The organism is Mycobacterium sp. 852002-51961_SCH5331710 (assembly GCF_001665535.1).
Lineage (GTDB): Bacteria > Actinomycetota > Actinomycetes > Mycobacteriales > Mycobacteriaceae > Mycobacterium.
In genome coordinates this window covers 1-15,238 of record NZ_LZSQ01000112.1, presented here as the reverse complement: position 1 = coordinate 15,238, position 15,238 = coordinate 1, and the positions used below count along the sequence as shown (strand labels likewise).

Genomic DNA, 15,238 nt, shown 5'->3' with positions numbered 1-15,238 from the left:
ACGACGTGTCAAAACCACGGGCTTTAGCTTCCGCGCTGGTAGAACGCTCGGACCATGTCGATGGTGTCGGCTTCGGCGGGGCTCTTGTCGTCGCGGTACCGCAGCACCCTGGCGAATCGCAGGGCCATGCCGCCGGGGTAGCGCGACGAGGTCTGTACGCCGTCGAACGCGATCTCGACGACCTGCTCGGGCCGGACCCGAACCACGTAATTGTCGGTCGGTCCGTCGGCCAGCTCGAGGAAGCGCGCGGTCTGCCATTCGAGCATCGCGTCGGTCATCCCTTTGAAAGTCTTTCCGAGCATGACGAATTCGCCCGTCCGGGGATCGCGGGCGCCGAGATGGATGTTCGACAGCTTGCCGCTGCGCCGTCCCGACCCCCATTCGACCGCGAGGACCACCAGATCGAGGGTGTGCACGGGTTTGACCTTGAGCCAGCCGGCTCCCCGGCGCCCCGCCTCATACGGCGCGGTCAACGACTTCGCCATCACGCCCTCGTGGCCCGCGGCGAGCGTCACGTCCAGGAACTCTCGCGCCTGCTCGGTGTCGCCGGTGACGAGGCGGTCGACGCGATGCAGCTTCGGGACGAGCGCGTCGAGCACCTCGATGCGTTCACTGGCCGGCTTGTCGAGCAGATCGACGCCGTCGACGTGCAGCACGTCGAACACGAAGACCGACAACGGCTGGGCCGCCGCAGCGGCGGCGATGTCGGCGGAGCGGCCGAAGCGCGACGCCGTGACCTGGAAACGGTGCGGCCGCCCGTCGGGGCGCAGGGCGATCGCCTCGGCGTCGGCGATCAACGTCGTGACGGGCAACGCCAACGCGGCGTCGACGACCTCCGGCAGGCGTGCGGTCACATCGTCGAGGCTTCTGGTGTAGATCGACACCTCGTCGCCCCGGCGGTGCACCTGTACCCGGGCGCCGTCCAGCTTGGCCTCGAAAACGGCTGTGCCACCGAGCCGTTCGAGCGCCTCGGCCACGCCGGCGGCCGTTTGCGCCAGCATCGGTCCGACCGGACGCCCCACCGTCAGCGTGAACTGTTCGAGCGCGGCTTCGCCGACGGTCAGGGCGGCCGCCGCGACGGCGGGCAGGTCGCCGCCGAGCATCGCGGCGCGGCGCACCGCGGCGGCCGGCAGGTCTGCGGCCTTCGCCACCGCGTCGGCCATGACGCCGACGAGTGCGCCCTGACGCAGTTCCCCGCCGAGCAATCGCCGCAGGAACGTCTGCTCCGCGGCGGTGGCGGCGCCGAACAGCCCGGCGAGCAGTTCGGCGCGCCGAGCCTGCGAACCCTTGCCCGCGACCTGCCCGATCTCGGTGAACCGCGCGTGGACGTCCGGAACCGTCAGCGACGCGGACTCCGCCGGGGGCGGCAGCGAGCGCAACGCGGCCCACCCGACGCCGATCTGCCGTTGCGGCAGTTCGCCGGAGAGCCACGACACGACGACCGCCACCTGGTCGGCGTCGCCCTCCTCACCCGCACGGGCCAGCAGATCGGCGATGCGGGCCGTCTTGGCCAGCCGCGACGAGGAAGCGCCGACCTCGATGGACGCGGTGGCCACGTCGAGTAACTGCACGGGTCCAGCCTGGCACGCGGGTCAGACATCTCCCATCACGGCCGTGATCGCATCGGCTTCGGCGCGCAGCACCGCGGCCCGCTCCGGGTGGCCGACGGCCAGATCCGCCGCGACCATCAGCCGTTCGGAAACCTCGGTGTCGAGCAGGGCGCGGATCTCGGCGTCGTCGATCGTGCTGAGCGCGCAGCGCAACCCGGAGACTCGCGGGGCATCGCGCTCCTGTGCACGCTCGCCACGGCGCGAGAGTGCAGGAAATGATGTAAATCTGCGGCGTGTCGTGAACAAACACGCACGCTCGCGGCGCAGAGAAAAACTAGGTGACTTGGAAGTCGACGCTGTGCCAGCCCGTGGCGCCGTCGGGAATGGGATCGGCGAGGTCGGCGGTCTGCGTCGCACCGGAGTTGTCGGTGGCCCGCACCGTGATGGTGTGCCGTCCCGGCTGGGTGGCCTGCCACGGGAAGCTCCACAGTCGCCAGGTGTCGTTGGAGTAGGCGGCGCCGAGTTCGGCGAGCTGCCAGTCGCCCTGCCCGTCGGGCCCGTCGATGCGCACCTCGACGTTGCGGACCCCGCGGATCTGCGCCCACGCGACACCGCCGAACGTCACCGGCCCGCGGGGCACGTCCTGACCGCTGCGCGGCACATCGATGCGGGACTCGGTCTTGATCGGGCCGCGCGGGGACCACCCCAGCCGCGTCCAGTAGGCCTCGGCGCGGCCGAAGCGCGTGACTTCGAGGTCGACAACCCATTTCGTCGCCGACACATACCCGTACAACCCCGGCACGACGAGGCGGGCCGGATAGCCATGGTTCGTCGGAAGCGGTTCGCCGTTCATGCCGACGGCCAGCAGCGCGCCGCGGTCGTCGGTGAGCGCCTCGACCGGGGTGCCCGCGGTGAACCCGTCGATTGACATGGACAGCACCATGTCGGCATCGGGGTGAACCCCCGCCTCTGCCAACAGGTCTCGCACGCGATAGCCTGTCCACGCCGCGTTGCCGACGAGATCGCCACCGACCGGGTTCGACACGCAGGTGATCGTCACCAGCTTCTCGACCACATCGAAGCGGTCGAGATCGTCGAAGCGCAAGGTGATTTCGCGGTCGACCATGCCGTGGATGCGCAGCTGCCAGCTCTCCCGGCTCAACTGCGGCACGCTCAGCGCGGTGTCGATCCGGTAGAAGTCGGCGTTGCTGGTGACGAACGACGGCAGCGCAACGCCTTTCGGTTGCACCGCCGACGGGACCGGGGGAGCGGCGACGTCGATGGGCGGCAGCGCGAAGGCGTTGCGGTCGCCCGATACCGAGGTGGTCAGGCGAGAGAGCACGACGCCGCCGACACCGGCCAGCGCACCGGCCCCGAGGAAGCCCAGCGTGATCAACGACAGTCGTCGGCCGGGATCCGGTCCGTCGTCGACGTGCGCGGCGCCCACGTTCGCAGCGTCGGTGAACCGCCCCGAGGTCAGCAGTCGCAGCACCGCCACGCCGCACACGGTGCCCACTACCGTCGGCAGGATGTCGACGAAGGTCGCCCCCGCGCGTGAGAGGACCGCCGCGCAACCCACGACACCGGCCGCGACGATCGCGGCGCTACCGATCGGAACTCGCCGCGTCTCCAGTGCCGCGGTGGCGGCGGCCACGACGGCGATCACCGCGAGCACGAGCATCGACAGCACGAGTTTGTCGGCCATGCCGAACGTCTGGATGGCCCACTCCTTGACCGGGCCCGGCGTCATGTCGATGACCGCCGACCCCACCGCGGTGCGGGAGTCGGCCCGCGGCCCGACCACGACCGCGAGAAGTTGGGTCACGCCCAGCGCGGCGGCCGCCGCGGCGATTCCGCCCATCGCCTTCGTGCTGCGCGACGTCATGCCGCTCAAAGTACTCACGTTGGCGACCCGACGGGCTTACCGAACGATGACGTCAGCTAGGTTGCTTTACGAATCGAGCTCTTTTTGGAAAGGGGAGACCCAGGTGGAGATTTCTGGCAAGAAGGCCGTCGTCGTCGGCGGAGCGTCGGGCTTCGGCAAGGCGACGGCCGAGTTGCTGGCTCAGCGAGGCGCGGACGTGGCGGTTCTGGACCGTCCGCAGTCGAAGGGCAAGGAAGTGGCCGACGCGATCGGCGGCTCCTTCTTCGAGGTGGACGTCACCGACTTCGAGGGCACCGAGAAGGTGCTGAAGCAGGCGATCGACAAGCTCGGCGGGCTGCACATCATCGTGACGACGGCCGGCGGCGGCGCCGCCGAGCGCACGGTCAAGAAGGACGGACCGCACAGCCTCGACACCTTCCGCAAGTGCGTCGACCTCAACCTCATCGGCACGTTCAACATCAGCAGGTTGGCCGGTTGGCAGATGAGCCAGCAGGACCTCGTCGACGACGAGCAGGAAGAGCGCGGCGTCATCATCAACACCGCCTCGATCGCGGCGTTCGAGGGCCAGATCGGTCAGGTCGCCTACACCGCGTCGAAGGCCGCCATCGCCGGGATGTGCCTGACCATGGCCCGCGATATGGGCAGCCTGGGCATCCGGGCGCTCGCGATCGCGCCGAGCCTGTTCGCCACCGGCCTGACCGAGGGCATCCCCGACGAGTTCGCCAAGGCGCTGACCAAGGATGCGGCGTTCCCCAAGCGGCTCGGCAAGCCGGAGGAGTACGCGAAGCTGGTCGCCGCGATCGTCGAGAACCCGATGCTCAACGGCCAGTGCCTGCGCCTCGACGCCGGACAGCGCTTCGCCCCCAAGTAAGCGGTGTGGTTTCGGTGCGCTACCGATCGCCCAGCGACCGGTAGCGCACCGAAATCGCCTATAAGGTTGAGCGCGTGGCGACCTTCGCCGATCACCTCATCGACACCCTGAGGCTCAGCGGTGTGCGCCGCGTCTACGGCCTGCCCGGCGACAGCCTCAACGGCTTCACCGACGCGATCCGCCGCTCCGGCGAAATCAGCTGGGAACACGTCCGCCACGAGGAGACCGCCGGGTTCGCTGCGGCCGCCGACGCCGCCATCACCGGCGAGCTGGCGGTCTGCGCGGGCAGCTGCGGGCCGGGAAACCTGCACCTCATCAACGGGCTGTTCGACGCCCATCGCAGCCGCGTGCCCGTCCTCGCGATCGCCGCGCACATCCCGCGCACCGAGATCGGCTCGGACTACTTCCAGGAGACGCATCCCCAGGACCTTTTCCGCGAGTGCAGCGTCTACTGCGAACTGGTCAGCACGCCGGAGATGGCGCCGCGCATCATCGAGATGGCGATGCGGGCGGCGGTCGAGGAGAACGGCGTCGCGGTGGTCGTGATCCCCGGCGAGATCTTCGGCCACCGCGCCGACGCGTCGGTCTGGAACGCGCGAGCCGTGACCGCGAGCAAGTCCGTCGTCCGGCCCGATGACGAGTCGCTGCGCCAGGCGGCGGCGATCCTCAACGACGCGCGCGCCGTGACCATCCTCGGCGGGGCGGGTGTCGCCGGCGCCCATCACGCGCTCATCCGGGCGGCGGACACGCTCAACGCACCGGTGGTGCACGCCCTGCGCGGCAAGGAGTTCGTCGAGTACGACAATCCGTTCGACGTCGGTATGACCGGGCTGCTCGGTTTCGCGTCCGGCTACAAGGCCATCAAAGAGGCCGACGTTCTGCTGATGCTGGGTACCGACTTTCCGTACCAGCAGTTCTATCCCGACAACGCGAAGGTCATCCAGGTCGACATTCGCGGTCGCCACCTCGGCCGCCGCGTGCCGATCGACCTCGGCCTCGTCGGCACCGTCGCCGACACCCTAGACGCGCTGCAACCGTTGTTGCACAACAAAACCGACCGCGATCACCTCGACCGGTCGCTCAAGCACTACCGCAAGACCCGCCGGCGTTTGGACGAACTGGCCGTCAACGATCGCGATCGCTCACCTATCCGCCCGGAATACGTTGCGGGGCTTGTCGATCGGCTGTCCGCCGACGATGCGGTGTTCACCGTCGACGTCGGCTCGCCGGTGGTGTGGGCGGCGCGCTACCTGACGATGAACGGCCACCGCCGGCTCATCGGGTCGTTCAACCACGGCACGATGGCGTGCGCACTGCCACTGGCCATCGGTGCGCAGACCGCGAACCGCGACCGCCAGATCGTCGCGCTCGCCGGCGATGGCGGGCTGACGATGCTCTTCGGCGAACTCGTCACATTGATCCAGAACAGGCTGCCGGTCAAGCTGGTGGTGTTCAACAACTCGTCGCTCAACTTCGTCGAACTGGAGATGAAGGCGGCCGGGATCGTCAACTTCGGCACCGATCTGGTCAACCCCGACTTCGCCGCCGTCGCAACGGCGATGGGCATCTTCGGTCGACGCGTCGAGCAGCCGGCGGATCTGGAGAAGGCCCTGACCGACGCATTCGCCCACGACGGGCCCGCACTCGTGGATGTGGTGACCGCGCGCCAGGAACTGTCGATACCGCCGACGATCACCGCCGAGCAGGCGAAGGGCTTCTCGCTGTACGCGATCCGGACCATCCTCGCGGGCCGGGCAGATGAGTTGCTGGACCTGGTGACCACCAACGTCGCCCGTCGCATCCTGGACTGAACGCGCAGATCCTACGATGACTGCATGCCCGACGACGCGCATCAGCTTCCGACACTGAATAGGGACGACCAGGCCGCGCTGCAGCAGTGGGTGCGCGCGCAAGGCCTGGGGACCACGGTCAGCGACGTCGAACCGCTGACCGGCGGGACGCAGAACATCGTGGTGCGACTGCGGATCGACGACCGGTCGATGGTGTTGCGTCGGCCGCCCGTGCATCCGCGGCCGACGAGCGACAAGACGATGTTGCGTGAGATCGCGGCGTTGCGAACGCTGGCGGGCACACCGGTCCCGCATCCCGGATTCATCGCCGGCTGCGAGGATCTCAGCGTCCTCGGCGTGGTCTTCTATCTGATGGAAGAGATCGACGGGTTCAACCCCGGCGACGACATGGCCGAGGCGTACGTGCGCGATCCGGCGATGCGCCACCAGGTCGGGCTGTCGTACGCGGCGAGCCTGGCCGCGCTGGGACAGGTCGAGTGGGAAGGCAGTCCGCTCGCCGAACTCAAACGTCCCGGCTCGTTCCTGGAGCGTCAGGTTCCGCAGTTCCTCCGGCTCCTCGAGAGTTATCGGCACGACCGATACGACCCCGCATCGCTGGGCGTGACGGAACTCGCCGAGTGGTTGGCGTCGAATCTGCCTCAGGAGGGCAAGCCCGGTGTCCTGCACGGCGACCCGCATCTGAGCAATGTGCTGCTGCGCCGCGACAAACCCGAGGTGGCGGCGTTCGTCGACTGGGAGATGTGCACGATCGGCGACCCGCTGCTCGACCTGGGTTGGATGCTGATCTGCTGGCCGCTGGAGACCAATACGATCACCGCGGGTTCCGAACTCGCCGCGCTCGGCGGGCTCGCCAGCCGCCGCGAGCTGCTCGACGCCTATCTGGCCGCGGGTGGTCGCGAAACCCCAAGCCTCGATTGGTATATCGCGATGGCCTGCTTCAAGCTCGGCATCGTCATCGAGGGCACCTGGTCGCGCTTCCTGATTGGACAGGCCAGCCGCGACGCGGGGGAGCGGTTGCACGCCAACGCCCAGAACCTCATCGACCTCGGTACCCGGGTGAGTAAGGGCGACAGCCCCTTTCAGCTCTAGGCGTAGGTGTCGATGGCCAGCTTCACGGCCAGCGCCACCCCGGCCGCCCCAATCGCCACGCGCAGCGGTCCCGACGGCGCATGCCGCACGACGACGGGGCCCAGTCGCGAGCCGATCAGGCAGCCAAGGCCCAGCACCAGCATCGCCCCCCACTGCACCGGCGCCAGTAGGGCGAAGACGATGGCGGCCACCGAGTTCGCCACACCCAGGATCACGTTCTTGCCCGCATTGGCTTCGGCGAGCGAGGCATGGCCGGTGCGCAGGAGGAGCGCGAGGAGCAGCACACCCGCCGCTGCGCCGAAATAGCCGCCGTAGACGCAGATCAGGAGGACTGCGGTGGTCTCGAGGACCAGTGTCGCGCGACGGCGCCCCGCGCTCTGGCCGTCGACGGGAGCTCTTCGCGGCAACAGGATCGCGACCGAGGCGACACCGAGAAGGATCGGCACCGACCTTTCGAAACCCTCGGCGGGCGTGGTGAGCAGCAGCACGGCGCCGGCCACGCCGCCGAGCACCGCGACCGGCACGGTGCGGCGGATCCAGCGGCCTTGGCCGGTGAGTTCGGGTCGGGAGCCCAGCACCGATCCGATGCCGTTGAACACCAGCGCGACGGTGTTGGTCACGTTGGCCGTCACGGGAGGTAGACCGAAGAGCAGCAGCGCGGGATAGGTGGCCACCGATGCGAGCCCGGCGATGCTCCCGGTGAGCCCGCCGAGTACGCCGGCGGCGAACAACAGGGCCCACGTCATCGGGCCTCACGTTACGGCCAGGGCATGCCGATCGAAGACTCGAGACGCTGTGGGATACGTCGCTCAGCAGGCGTTGCTGTGCTCCCCGCCCGGACGCCCGATGCGCCGATGGGCCGTGAGCAGCAGGTGGTCGGCCCGCTCGCGAACCTCCTCGGGAACCTTCAGATCGCCGGTGGCGTCGTCGACGAGTTGCGACGCCAGCAGGCGCAGTTTCGTGTTGGTCTCCTGCGATCGCCACACCAGGATGTCGAAGGCCCGCTCGGCGGAGATGCCGTAGATCATCATCAGCACGCCCTTGGCCTGCTCGATGATCGCGCGGTGCTCGGTGAAGTCGGCGACGGCGGCCTCGACGGTGCCGCTGTCGTCGACGTTGCTCAGGTCCACGTAGAGGCCCTGGGTGCCGATGATCTCGCCGTCGTCGTCACGCATCCGTTCGCCGATGACGAGAACGGGGTGGACGTTGCCGTGGGTGTCGATGATGCGGTGGCGGCTGCTGAACGGCCGGCCCTGGCCGGTCACCGTCTCGATCAGCAGCGCGACGCTGGCCGCATCATCAGGGTGCTTGTGCGACATCACCAGCGACGTGCTGGGCTGCGCCTCCCCGGGCGGGTAGCCGTGCATCTGGGCGACCGTGTCCGACCACTCCCAGCGGTCCTGCGCGCGGAAATAGCGGAACGAGCCAACCCGTTCGCCGACCGACGCCAGCGTGGCGGCCGACGTCACCCTCCTACTGTTGCCTCCGACTTCGTTTCGCAAGTCATCTCCCCAGGTCATCGGGACTCCAGAAGTAGGAACACACCTTTTCAAAACGTCGGTCCGAAAAACAGCCGGAACGCGAACGGCCCGTGGACAGTTTGCGAAGCGTTTTTCCTTTGCGGCCCGGTCGGCGGTTGTCTACGATCGAACGCGTGCCGAGGCGACTCGTAGTAGCAACCCGCAGCGGGGTCTGATCCTGACCGACCCCTCGCTGTGGGTCGTCGCTACGTAGTCGGTCACTTCTCTTCCGAAGAAAAGACCGGCACATGACCATCTCGTTCGCACCAGAATCCGCGACCAGCGCAGCACCGTCGGCGTTCGCGGCCCATCTCGACGCTCCGCCGCCCCGTGATCTGCGCGAGGAGGCCGACGCGATGTCCTTCGAAACGTTCCTCGCTGAGTACGCGCCCAGTTCGGGACCGTTGCGCCTCGGGAACTGGAGCTGCGTGGACGGCGACCGCCCGGCGACCCGGCTGGGCCCCCAGGCGCGCAACTATCAGGCGACGCTCGCGATCGGCGACCGCATCTGCACGACGTCGGCCGCGGCGCCGGGTCCGGTGGCCGCGTTGACCTCGATGCTCTACGACCGCGGGATCTCGTTGGAGATGACCGCTTTTCACCAGATGCGCGCGGGGCAACGCACCGCAACCTTCATCCAGGGCTCCGACGGCCTGCGCTCGGAGTGGGCGATGGGGCTGTCCGAGGACGCGACGCAGTCGGCGTTGAGCGCGGTCATCGCATGCGCGAACCGGCTGCTGGCCGCGTCCTGAAACCCAGCCGTCAGTGCAGCGGGCGCAGCACGATGTGCATGCCGTCCTTGGGCACCGGCATGCCGCCGTAGTCCCACTCGGTGGTGTAGTCCGGGCGGGGCAGTTCGAGCCGGTACTTGCGCAGCAGCCGGTGCAGGATCGTCTTGACCTCCAGCTGGCCGAAGGTCATGCCGATGCACTTGTGCGCGCCGCCGCCGAACGGGCTGAACGCGTAGCGGTGCTGCTTGTGCTCGTTGCGCGGCTCCGTGAACCGCAGCGGGTCGAACTTCATCGGCTCGGGGTAGAGCTCCTCGAGGCGGTGGTTCATCCCCGGGTAGGCGATGACGTTGGTGCCCTTCGGCAGGTAGTAACCGAGCAGCTCGGTGTCGCGGACGGTCTGGCGCATGGCCCACTGCACCGGCGTGACGAGGCGAATCGACTCGTTCATCACCAGATCCAGCGACTCCAGCTTCTCCAGCGACTCGATGTCGACCGGCCCGTCGCCGAGGCGGTCGGACTCGTCGCGGCAGCGGTCCTGCCACTCGGGATGCTTGGCCAGGTGGTAGATCATGGTCGTCGCCGTCGAGGTCGACGTGTCGTGCGCGGCCATCATCAAGAAGATCATGTGGTTGACGATGTCCGCATCGGAGAACTTGTTGCCGTCCTCGTCCTCGGTGTGGCACAGCACGGTCAGCAGGTCGTTGCCCTCTTTGGTGCGGCGTTCCCGGACCCGCTCCTCGAAGTAGTTCTCCAGCAACTTGCGGGCCTGCATGCCGCGCCACCAGGTGAACGGCGGCACCGGCGTGCGGATGATCGCGTTGCCGGCGCGGGTCGTCGTGGTGAAGGCCTTGTTCACCTTGGTGACCAGCTCCTTGTCGGAGCCGGGCTCGTGACCCATGAACACCATGGACGCGATGTCGAGGGTCAGCTCTTTCATCGCCGGATACATCAGGAAACGGCCGTCGTTGGGGACCCAGTCGTTGGCGATGACCTGCGAGACCACCTTGTCGACCTGCTCGGTGTAGCCGACCAGCCGGGAGCGGACGAACGCCTCCTGCATGATCCGGCGGTGGAACATGTGCTCCTCGAAGTCCAGGAGCATCAGGCCGCGGTGGAAGAACGGGCCGATCACCGGCACCCAGCCCTGCTGGGAGAAGTCCTTGTTGCGGTTCGAGTAGACGGCCTGTGCGGCGTCGGGCCCGAGTGCCGCGACGGCGGGCAGCGCCGGGGAGTCTGCGTAGTAGAGCGGGCCGTACTTGCGGTAGACGTGCAGCAGGTAGTCGGGCCCGCCGCGGAACATCTCGATCATGTGGCCCAGAACCGGCAAACCCGCGTCGCCGATCACCGGCTTGAGGCCGCTGCCTGCGGGCGGCGTCGCCATCGGCTTCTGCGGAAAGTCGGTGTCGAGCAGCTTGCGTTCCACAATTCCCATGCCGGGGAAGTTGTTGAACGACGGGGTGAACCGCCGCTTCGCCTGATCCAGCAGGTAGTCGGTGGTACTGATGGTCGCGGTCATTCACACGCTCCTGGTGCAAAGGAATGTGGCCGTTGTCACTCTCATCCCCATCCTGGATGGCAGACTTGACGCATGTCAAGTTTTGTTCTGGCGCGTCGCGGTGCGAAGGTCTAGGGCGATGAGCGCCCAACCAGCATCGCAAACGCGTCGCAGCCGCGGTGACCGGCAGCGCGACGCGATCATCAACGCGGTGCGCGACCTGGTGCAGGAACAGCCGTTCGCCGACCTGTCCGTCAGCGCCATCAGCGAACGCGCCGGCGTCGCACGCTCGGGCTTCTACTTCTACTTCGACTCCAAATACGCCGTCCTCGCGGAGATCCTCGCCGGCGCCGGCGAGATGCTCGACAGCCTCACCCACCATTTCGCGCCCCGCGAGCCGGGGGAGACGCCGGAGGCGTTCGCCAAACGGATGGTGGGCAGTGCCGCGGCGGTGTACGCCAACGACGACCCGGTGCTCACGGCCTGCGCGGTGGCGCGCAACACCGACGCGAAGATCCGCGAGATGATGGACGACTTCTATGACGGCATCATCGACAAGCTGATCGCGCTGCTCGAGAGCGACGCCGACGCGCGCCCGATCTCCGACGATCTTCCCGCGCTGGTTCGCACGCTGGCAGCGACAACAACGATGACGCTGACCCACGACAGCACCTTCATCGGCCGCGGCATCGACCCCGGCCGCGCCGTCGACACCCTCGAGCGCCTGTGGGTGGCGGCGTTCTGGGGCCACATGAAGCCGTCCCGACAGCGCGACGCCTAGGGTCAGTATCCTGACCGCCATGGCGCACACCGGGTTTGCGAACAAGCGTTGCTTTCTGACCGGGGCCGCCAGCGGCATCGGCCGCGCGACCGCGCTGAAACTGGCTGCCGAGGGCGCCGAACTCTATCTGACCGACCGCGACGCCGAGGGACTGGAGAAGACGGTCGCCGACGCGCGTTCACTGGGCGCCGAAGTCGCCGAGTACCGAGCGCTCGACGTCTCCGACTACGACGCGGTGGTCGCGTTCGCCGACGACATTCACTCCCGCCACCCGGCGATGGACATCGTGATGAACATCGCGGGCGTGTCGGCGTGGGGCACCGTCTCGACGCTGACCCACCAGCACTGGAAGTCGATGGTCGACATCAACCTGATGGGACCGATCCACGTCATCGAGGCGTTCGTGCCCCGGATGGTCGCGGCCGGCACCGGCGGGCACATCGTCAACGTGTCGTCGGCGGCCGGGCTCGTCGCACTGCCCTGGCATTCGGCATACAGCGCGAGCAAGTTCGGGCTGCGCGGCATGTCGGAGGTGTTGCGCTTCGATCTCGCACGCCACCGGATCGGGGTCTCCGTGGTGGTTCCGGGTGCGGTGAAAACGCCTCTGGTGCAGACGGTTCAGATCGCCGGAGTCGACCGTGAGGACCCGCGGGTGAAGAAGTGGACCGACCGTTTCAGCGGTCACGCGGTCTCCCCCGAACATGTCGCCGAATGCATCCTCAAGGGCGTGCGGCGCAACCGCTTCCTCATCTACACCTCGCCCGACATCCGGGCGCTGTACTTGTTCAAGCGCACCTTGTGGTGGCCCTACAGCGTCGCGATGCGCCAGGCGAACGTGCTCTTCACCAAGGCGCTGCGGCCTGCGGCGCAACGCGGCTAGCGCTTACCCCAGTCCCACGGCGGCGCGGTGAGCATGCCAATGCCCTCGACCCGCGTCTCGCCGAGGTCCTTGTACAGCGGGATCTCCACCGCGGTGGCTTCCGCCTCGGCGGCATTTTCGACGGTAACGGTGTCGAGATGCTCGAGCAGCGCCTTGGAGTGGGTGACGACGACGACCTGGGTGGTGTCTGCCGCCGCGCGGATCAACGACGCCAGCGGGCCCACCAAGTCCGGGTGCAGCGATGTCTCCGGTTCGTTGAGCACCATCAGAGACGGCGGACGCGGGCTCAGCAGCGCGGCGGCCCACAGCAGGAATCGCAGTGTGCCGTCCGATAATTCGGCGGCCCGCAGCGGGCGCAGCATGCCGGGCTGATGCAGTTGGAGGTCGAACAGGCCGTCGTGCACTGTAACCGAGACCGTCGCACCGTCGAAGGCGTCGGCGATGGCCCGCTGGAGATCGTCGTGACCGGCCTCGATGATGGTCTGAATCGCGGCGGCCAGGTCGCTGCCGTCGTCGGAGAGCACGGGCGTGCGCGTGCCGACAGTGCGCTGCCGCGAAGGTGCGGCCGCGTCGACGCGGAAGCCGTCGTAGAACCGCCAGTTGCGCAACCGGTCCCGAACCGCCGCAAGCTCCGGGTGCGCACCGGGATGGGCGAATTCGGCGAGCACGCTGCGGTAGGCCGGAAGCGCCTGTGTCACCTTGTCGAATCCCCGTCCGGACTCGGCGCTGGCTTCGACGTAATCACGGGTCCGGCGCACCAGGGTCGAGCTGTTGCGCATGACCGGGCCGACGAAGACGGCCTCGCGCTTGATCTCCGGATCGAGGGCGAACAGCGAACCGTGGCCCGCCATCTGGGGCAGGCCCAGATCGACGAGGTAGCCGAAATCATCGGCGGTGAAACCCATTTCGAGCGACACCGGCCCGGTGCGCGTCGTGCCCTCCACCCGCCCGGTGCGGCGCGCCCCGGCGAGCTGCTCGGGACCCGCCCACAGCACCGACTCGAGTCCGCCCTCGCGGGCCAGCGACCCGATCACCTCACCGCGCCCGCAATCGGCCAGCAGCCGCAGTGCCCGGTACAGCGACGACTTACCCGTCCCGTTGGCGCCGGTCACGACGGTGAGTTGGGCCAGCGGCAGCACGATCTGGCGCAGCGAGCGGTATCCGCGGATGGCGACGGTGTGCAACACCTCAGTACCCGCCTTCCGGTGGGGCGAGTTCGAGCCGCACGCCCAGCAGCCGGACCGGGCGATCGAGTTCGAACTGGCCGAGTATCTCAAGGGCCGTCCGGGTGATGAGATCGGCCTCGACGGTCGGTTCGGGCAGCTTGCGGATCTTGGTCCTGGTGTAGAAGGTCTTCGTGCGGACCGTCACCGCGACGCGGGTGGCGACACGGTTTTGTGCGACGACGTCGGCGAGCGTCTGGTGCGCCAGATCGATGACGGCGGAGTTCATCTCGTCGCGTTCGGTGAGGTCGCGCGAAAAGGTCGTGACGTGACTGCGTGACCGAGGTACCCAGGGTTCTGCGCTGACGGTCGTGTCGCCGCCGCCCTTGGCGAGCAGCAGAATCCACAGCCCCGTCGTCGGGCCGAAGGCTTCGGTGAGCACGGTCGCGTCGGTACGGGCGAGATCGGCGACGGTGGCGATGCCCATGGCCGCAAGCTTTTTCGTCGTCTTCGGGCCGATTCCCCACAGGGCGTCGACGTCGCGGTCACCCATCACCGTCATCCAGTTCTCGTCGGTGAGTTGGTACACGCCCGAGCCGGATTCGCGGCTCGGCTTGCCGAAGCCGGTCGCGACCTTGGCCCGCTGCTTGTTGTCGCTGATGCCGACCGAACACGACAGACTCGTCTCGGCGGCGATCACCTCGCGGATCCGCTGGGCGAACTCGAACGGGCTCTGCGAGTCGTCGAGCCCGGCCCCGACGTAAGCCTCGTCCCAGCCCCACACTTCCACGGGATGCCCGAAGTCCCGCAGCAGGCCCATGACCTCCGCGGAGGCCTCGTCGTAGGCGTCGGTGTCCAGCGGCAGGAACATCGCATCCGGACACTTGCGCGCTGCGGTGCGCAACGGCATGCCGGCTCGCACGCCGTAGGCGCGGGCCGGATACGACGCGCACGTGACGACCTTGCGGGGTTCGTTCGGGTCGCCGTTGCCGCCGACGATGATCGGCAGGCCGGCGAGTCCCGGGTGGCGACGGATCTCGACGGCGGCCTGGAACTGGTCGAGATCCACGTGCAGGATCCAGCGTGTCATCGGATCCGTGTGCTCTTCGCTAGTGCCCACACAGCTTGCGGGCCACCGTTTCCCATGCATCGCCGAGCGATTCCAGCGTCGCCCCACGCTCGGTGAGTTGGTGCTGCACGTAGTCAGCGTCGAGCAGCGCCAGCAGCGCGGCGGCCTGCGCGTCGAGGTCACCCGTCGTATCCGCGGCCTCCAACAGCACCCGCACGTGGCGATGGTGCAGCCGGGCCGGCGCGTTGAACCGTGTCTGCGGGTCCCTGTTGGCGTCCGACAGCAGCGCGTGATGTTTGTGGACGAACGCCAATCGGTCCCGTCCGTAGGCCACCAGACGGTCGAGTGGGGTGTCTCTTATACACATCTCCGAGCCCACGAGACTGCAGCTAA

General features: G+C 68.1%; 14 protein-coding genes and 1 pseudogene. 6 read left to right on the top strand and 9 right to left on the bottom strand.

Translation table 11 applies throughout. The features are described from left to right. Positions 1–23 precede the first annotated feature (23 nt). The 3 genes from A5752_RS19490 to A5752_RS19485 all read right to left on the bottom strand — a co-directional run bounded on the left by A5752_RS19490 (position 24) and on the right by A5752_RS19485 (position 3,435). The gene (locus tag A5752_RS19490; protein ID WP_067088877.1) at positions 24–1,571 is read right to left on the bottom strand and encodes an ATP-dependent DNA ligase; all 1,548 of its coding nucleotides are present in this window, start codon (positions 1,569–1,571) and stop codon (positions 24–26) included. A 21-nt stretch (positions 1,572–1,592) separates the two neighbouring features. After that, complete coding sequence (locus A5752_RS27560; protein WP_156614012.1) at positions 1,593–1,763, bottom strand: hypothetical protein; 171 nt, start codon at positions 1,761–1,763, stop codon at positions 1,593–1,595. Between the two features lie 121 nt (positions 1,764–1,884). Further along, positions 1,885–3,435: a molybdopterin-dependent oxidoreductase gene (locus tag A5752_RS19485; RefSeq protein ID WP_067088872.1), complete on the bottom strand. Its 1,551-nt coding sequence runs from the start codon at positions 3,433–3,435 to the stop codon at positions 1,885–1,887. A gap of 103 nt (positions 3,436–3,538) precedes the next feature. Here A5752_RS19485 and A5752_RS19480 point away from each other — a divergent pair, with 103 nt between their 5' ends. From A5752_RS19480 to A5752_RS19470, 3 genes are all read left to right on the top strand, one after another. After that, positions 3,539–4,306: an SDR family NAD(P)-dependent oxidoreductase gene (locus A5752_RS19480; protein WP_067088870.1), complete on the top strand. Its 768-nt coding sequence runs from the start codon at positions 3,539–3,541 to the stop codon at positions 4,304–4,306. Between the two features lie 74 nt (positions 4,307–4,380). After that, positions 4,381–6,117 (top strand): ubiquinone-dependent pyruvate dehydrogenase, encoded by a 1,737-nt coding sequence (gene poxB / locus A5752_RS19475; protein ID WP_067088867.1) that lies wholly within the window; start codon positions 4,381–4,383, stop codon positions 6,115–6,117. A gap of 24 nt (positions 6,118–6,141) precedes the next feature. After that, positions 6,142–7,206, top strand: coding sequence for a phosphotransferase family protein (locus tag A5752_RS19470; protein ID WP_067088865.1), 1,065 nt, complete (start codon positions 6,142–6,144; stop codon positions 7,204–7,206). Here the strand turns inward: A5752_RS19470 and A5752_RS19465 are convergent. Next, positions 7,203–7,952, bottom strand: a complete 750-nt coding sequence (locus A5752_RS19465) for a sulfite exporter TauE/SafE family protein (RefSeq protein ID WP_197500686.1) — start codon at positions 7,950–7,952, stop codon at positions 7,203–7,205. The two genes, A5752_RS19470 and A5752_RS19465, sit on opposite strands and share 4 nt — an antisense overlap. Before the next feature lie 63 nt (positions 7,953–8,015). Then, positions 8,016–8,675, bottom strand: coding sequence for a PAS and ANTAR domain-containing protein (locus A5752_RS19460; RefSeq protein ID WP_067088862.1), 660 nt, complete (start codon positions 8,673–8,675; stop codon positions 8,016–8,018). 299 nt (positions 8,676–8,974) lie between these two features. Here A5752_RS19460 and A5752_RS19455 point away from each other — a divergent pair, with 299 nt between their 5' ends. Beyond that, entirely contained in the window at positions 8,975–9,478 is a 504-nt protein-coding gene (locus A5752_RS19455) for a 2-isopropylmalate synthase (protein ID WP_067088861.1), read from the top strand. Positions 9,479–9,488: 10 nt separating this feature from the next. Here A5752_RS19455 and A5752_RS19450 read toward each other — a convergent pair whose 3' ends face one another. Continuing rightward, positions 9,489–10,973, bottom strand: coding sequence for a cytochrome P450 (locus A5752_RS19450; RefSeq protein WP_067088860.1), 1,485 nt, complete (start codon positions 10,971–10,973; stop codon positions 9,489–9,491). Positions 10,974–11,091: 118 nt separating this feature from the next. Here A5752_RS19450 and A5752_RS19445 point away from each other — a divergent pair, with 118 nt between their 5' ends. After that, positions 11,092–11,733 carry a TetR/AcrR family transcriptional regulator gene (locus A5752_RS19445; RefSeq protein WP_067088857.1) on the top strand — a complete coding sequence of 214 codons (642 nt, stop codon included), beginning with the start codon at positions 11,092–11,094 and terminating at the stop codon, positions 11,731–11,733. A 19-nt stretch (positions 11,734–11,752) separates the two neighbouring features. Next, positions 11,753–12,613, top strand: coding sequence for an SDR family oxidoreductase (locus tag A5752_RS19440; protein WP_067088855.1), 861 nt, complete (start codon positions 11,753–11,755; stop codon positions 12,611–12,613). Here A5752_RS19440 and A5752_RS19435 read toward each other — a convergent pair. From A5752_RS19435 to A5752_RS19425, 3 genes and pseudogenes are all read right to left on the bottom strand, one after another. Then, positions 12,610–13,800 carry an AAA family ATPase gene (locus A5752_RS19435; RefSeq protein ID WP_067088852.1) on the bottom strand — a complete coding sequence of 397 codons (1,191 nt, stop codon included), beginning with the start codon at positions 13,798–13,800 and terminating at the stop codon, positions 12,610–12,612. The two genes, A5752_RS19440 and A5752_RS19435, sit on opposite strands and share 4 nt — an antisense overlap. Before the next feature lies 1 nt (position 13,801). Beyond that, positions 13,802–14,866: a DNA polymerase IV gene (locus tag A5752_RS19430; protein ID WP_067088850.1), complete on the bottom strand. Its 1,065-nt coding sequence runs from the start codon at positions 14,864–14,866 to the stop codon at positions 13,802–13,804. Positions 14,867–14,885: 19 nt separating this feature from the next. Further along, a pseudogene (locus tag A5752_RS19425) lies at positions 14,886–15,238 on the bottom strand (hypothetical protein); the annotation flags it as partial.

Excerpts from the sequence above, each read along its gene's own strand:
- A5752_RS19485 (WP_067088872.1), bottom strand. The coding sequence starts at position 3,435 with ATGACGTCGCGCAGCACGAAGGCGATGGGCGGAATCGCCGCGGCGGCC.
- A5752_RS19470 (WP_067088865.1), top strand. The coding sequence starts at position 6,142 with ATGCCCGACGACGCGCATCAGCTTCCGACACTGAATAGGGACGACCAG.
- A5752_RS19465 (WP_197500686.1), bottom strand. The coding sequence starts at position 7,952 with ATGACGTGGGCCCTGTTGTTCGCCGCCGGCGTACTCGGCGGGCTCACC.
- A5752_RS19455 (WP_067088861.1), top strand. The coding sequence starts at position 8,975 with ATGACCATCTCGTTCGCACCAGAATCCGCGACCAGCGCAGCACCGTCG.
- A5752_RS19450 (WP_067088860.1), bottom strand. The coding sequence starts at position 10,973 with ATGACCGCGACCATCAGTACCACCGACTACCTGCTGGATCAGGCGAAG.
- A5752_RS19445 (WP_067088857.1), top strand. The coding sequence starts at position 11,092 with ATGAGCGCCCAACCAGCATCGCAAACGCGTCGCAGCCGCGGTGACCGG.
- A5752_RS19440 (WP_067088855.1), top strand. The coding sequence starts at position 11,753 with ATGGCGCACACCGGGTTTGCGAACAAGCGTTGCTTTCTGACCGGGGCC.
- A5752_RS19430 (WP_067088850.1), bottom strand. The coding sequence starts at position 14,866 with ATGACACGCTGGATCCTGCACGTGGATCTCGACCAGTTCCAGGCCGCC.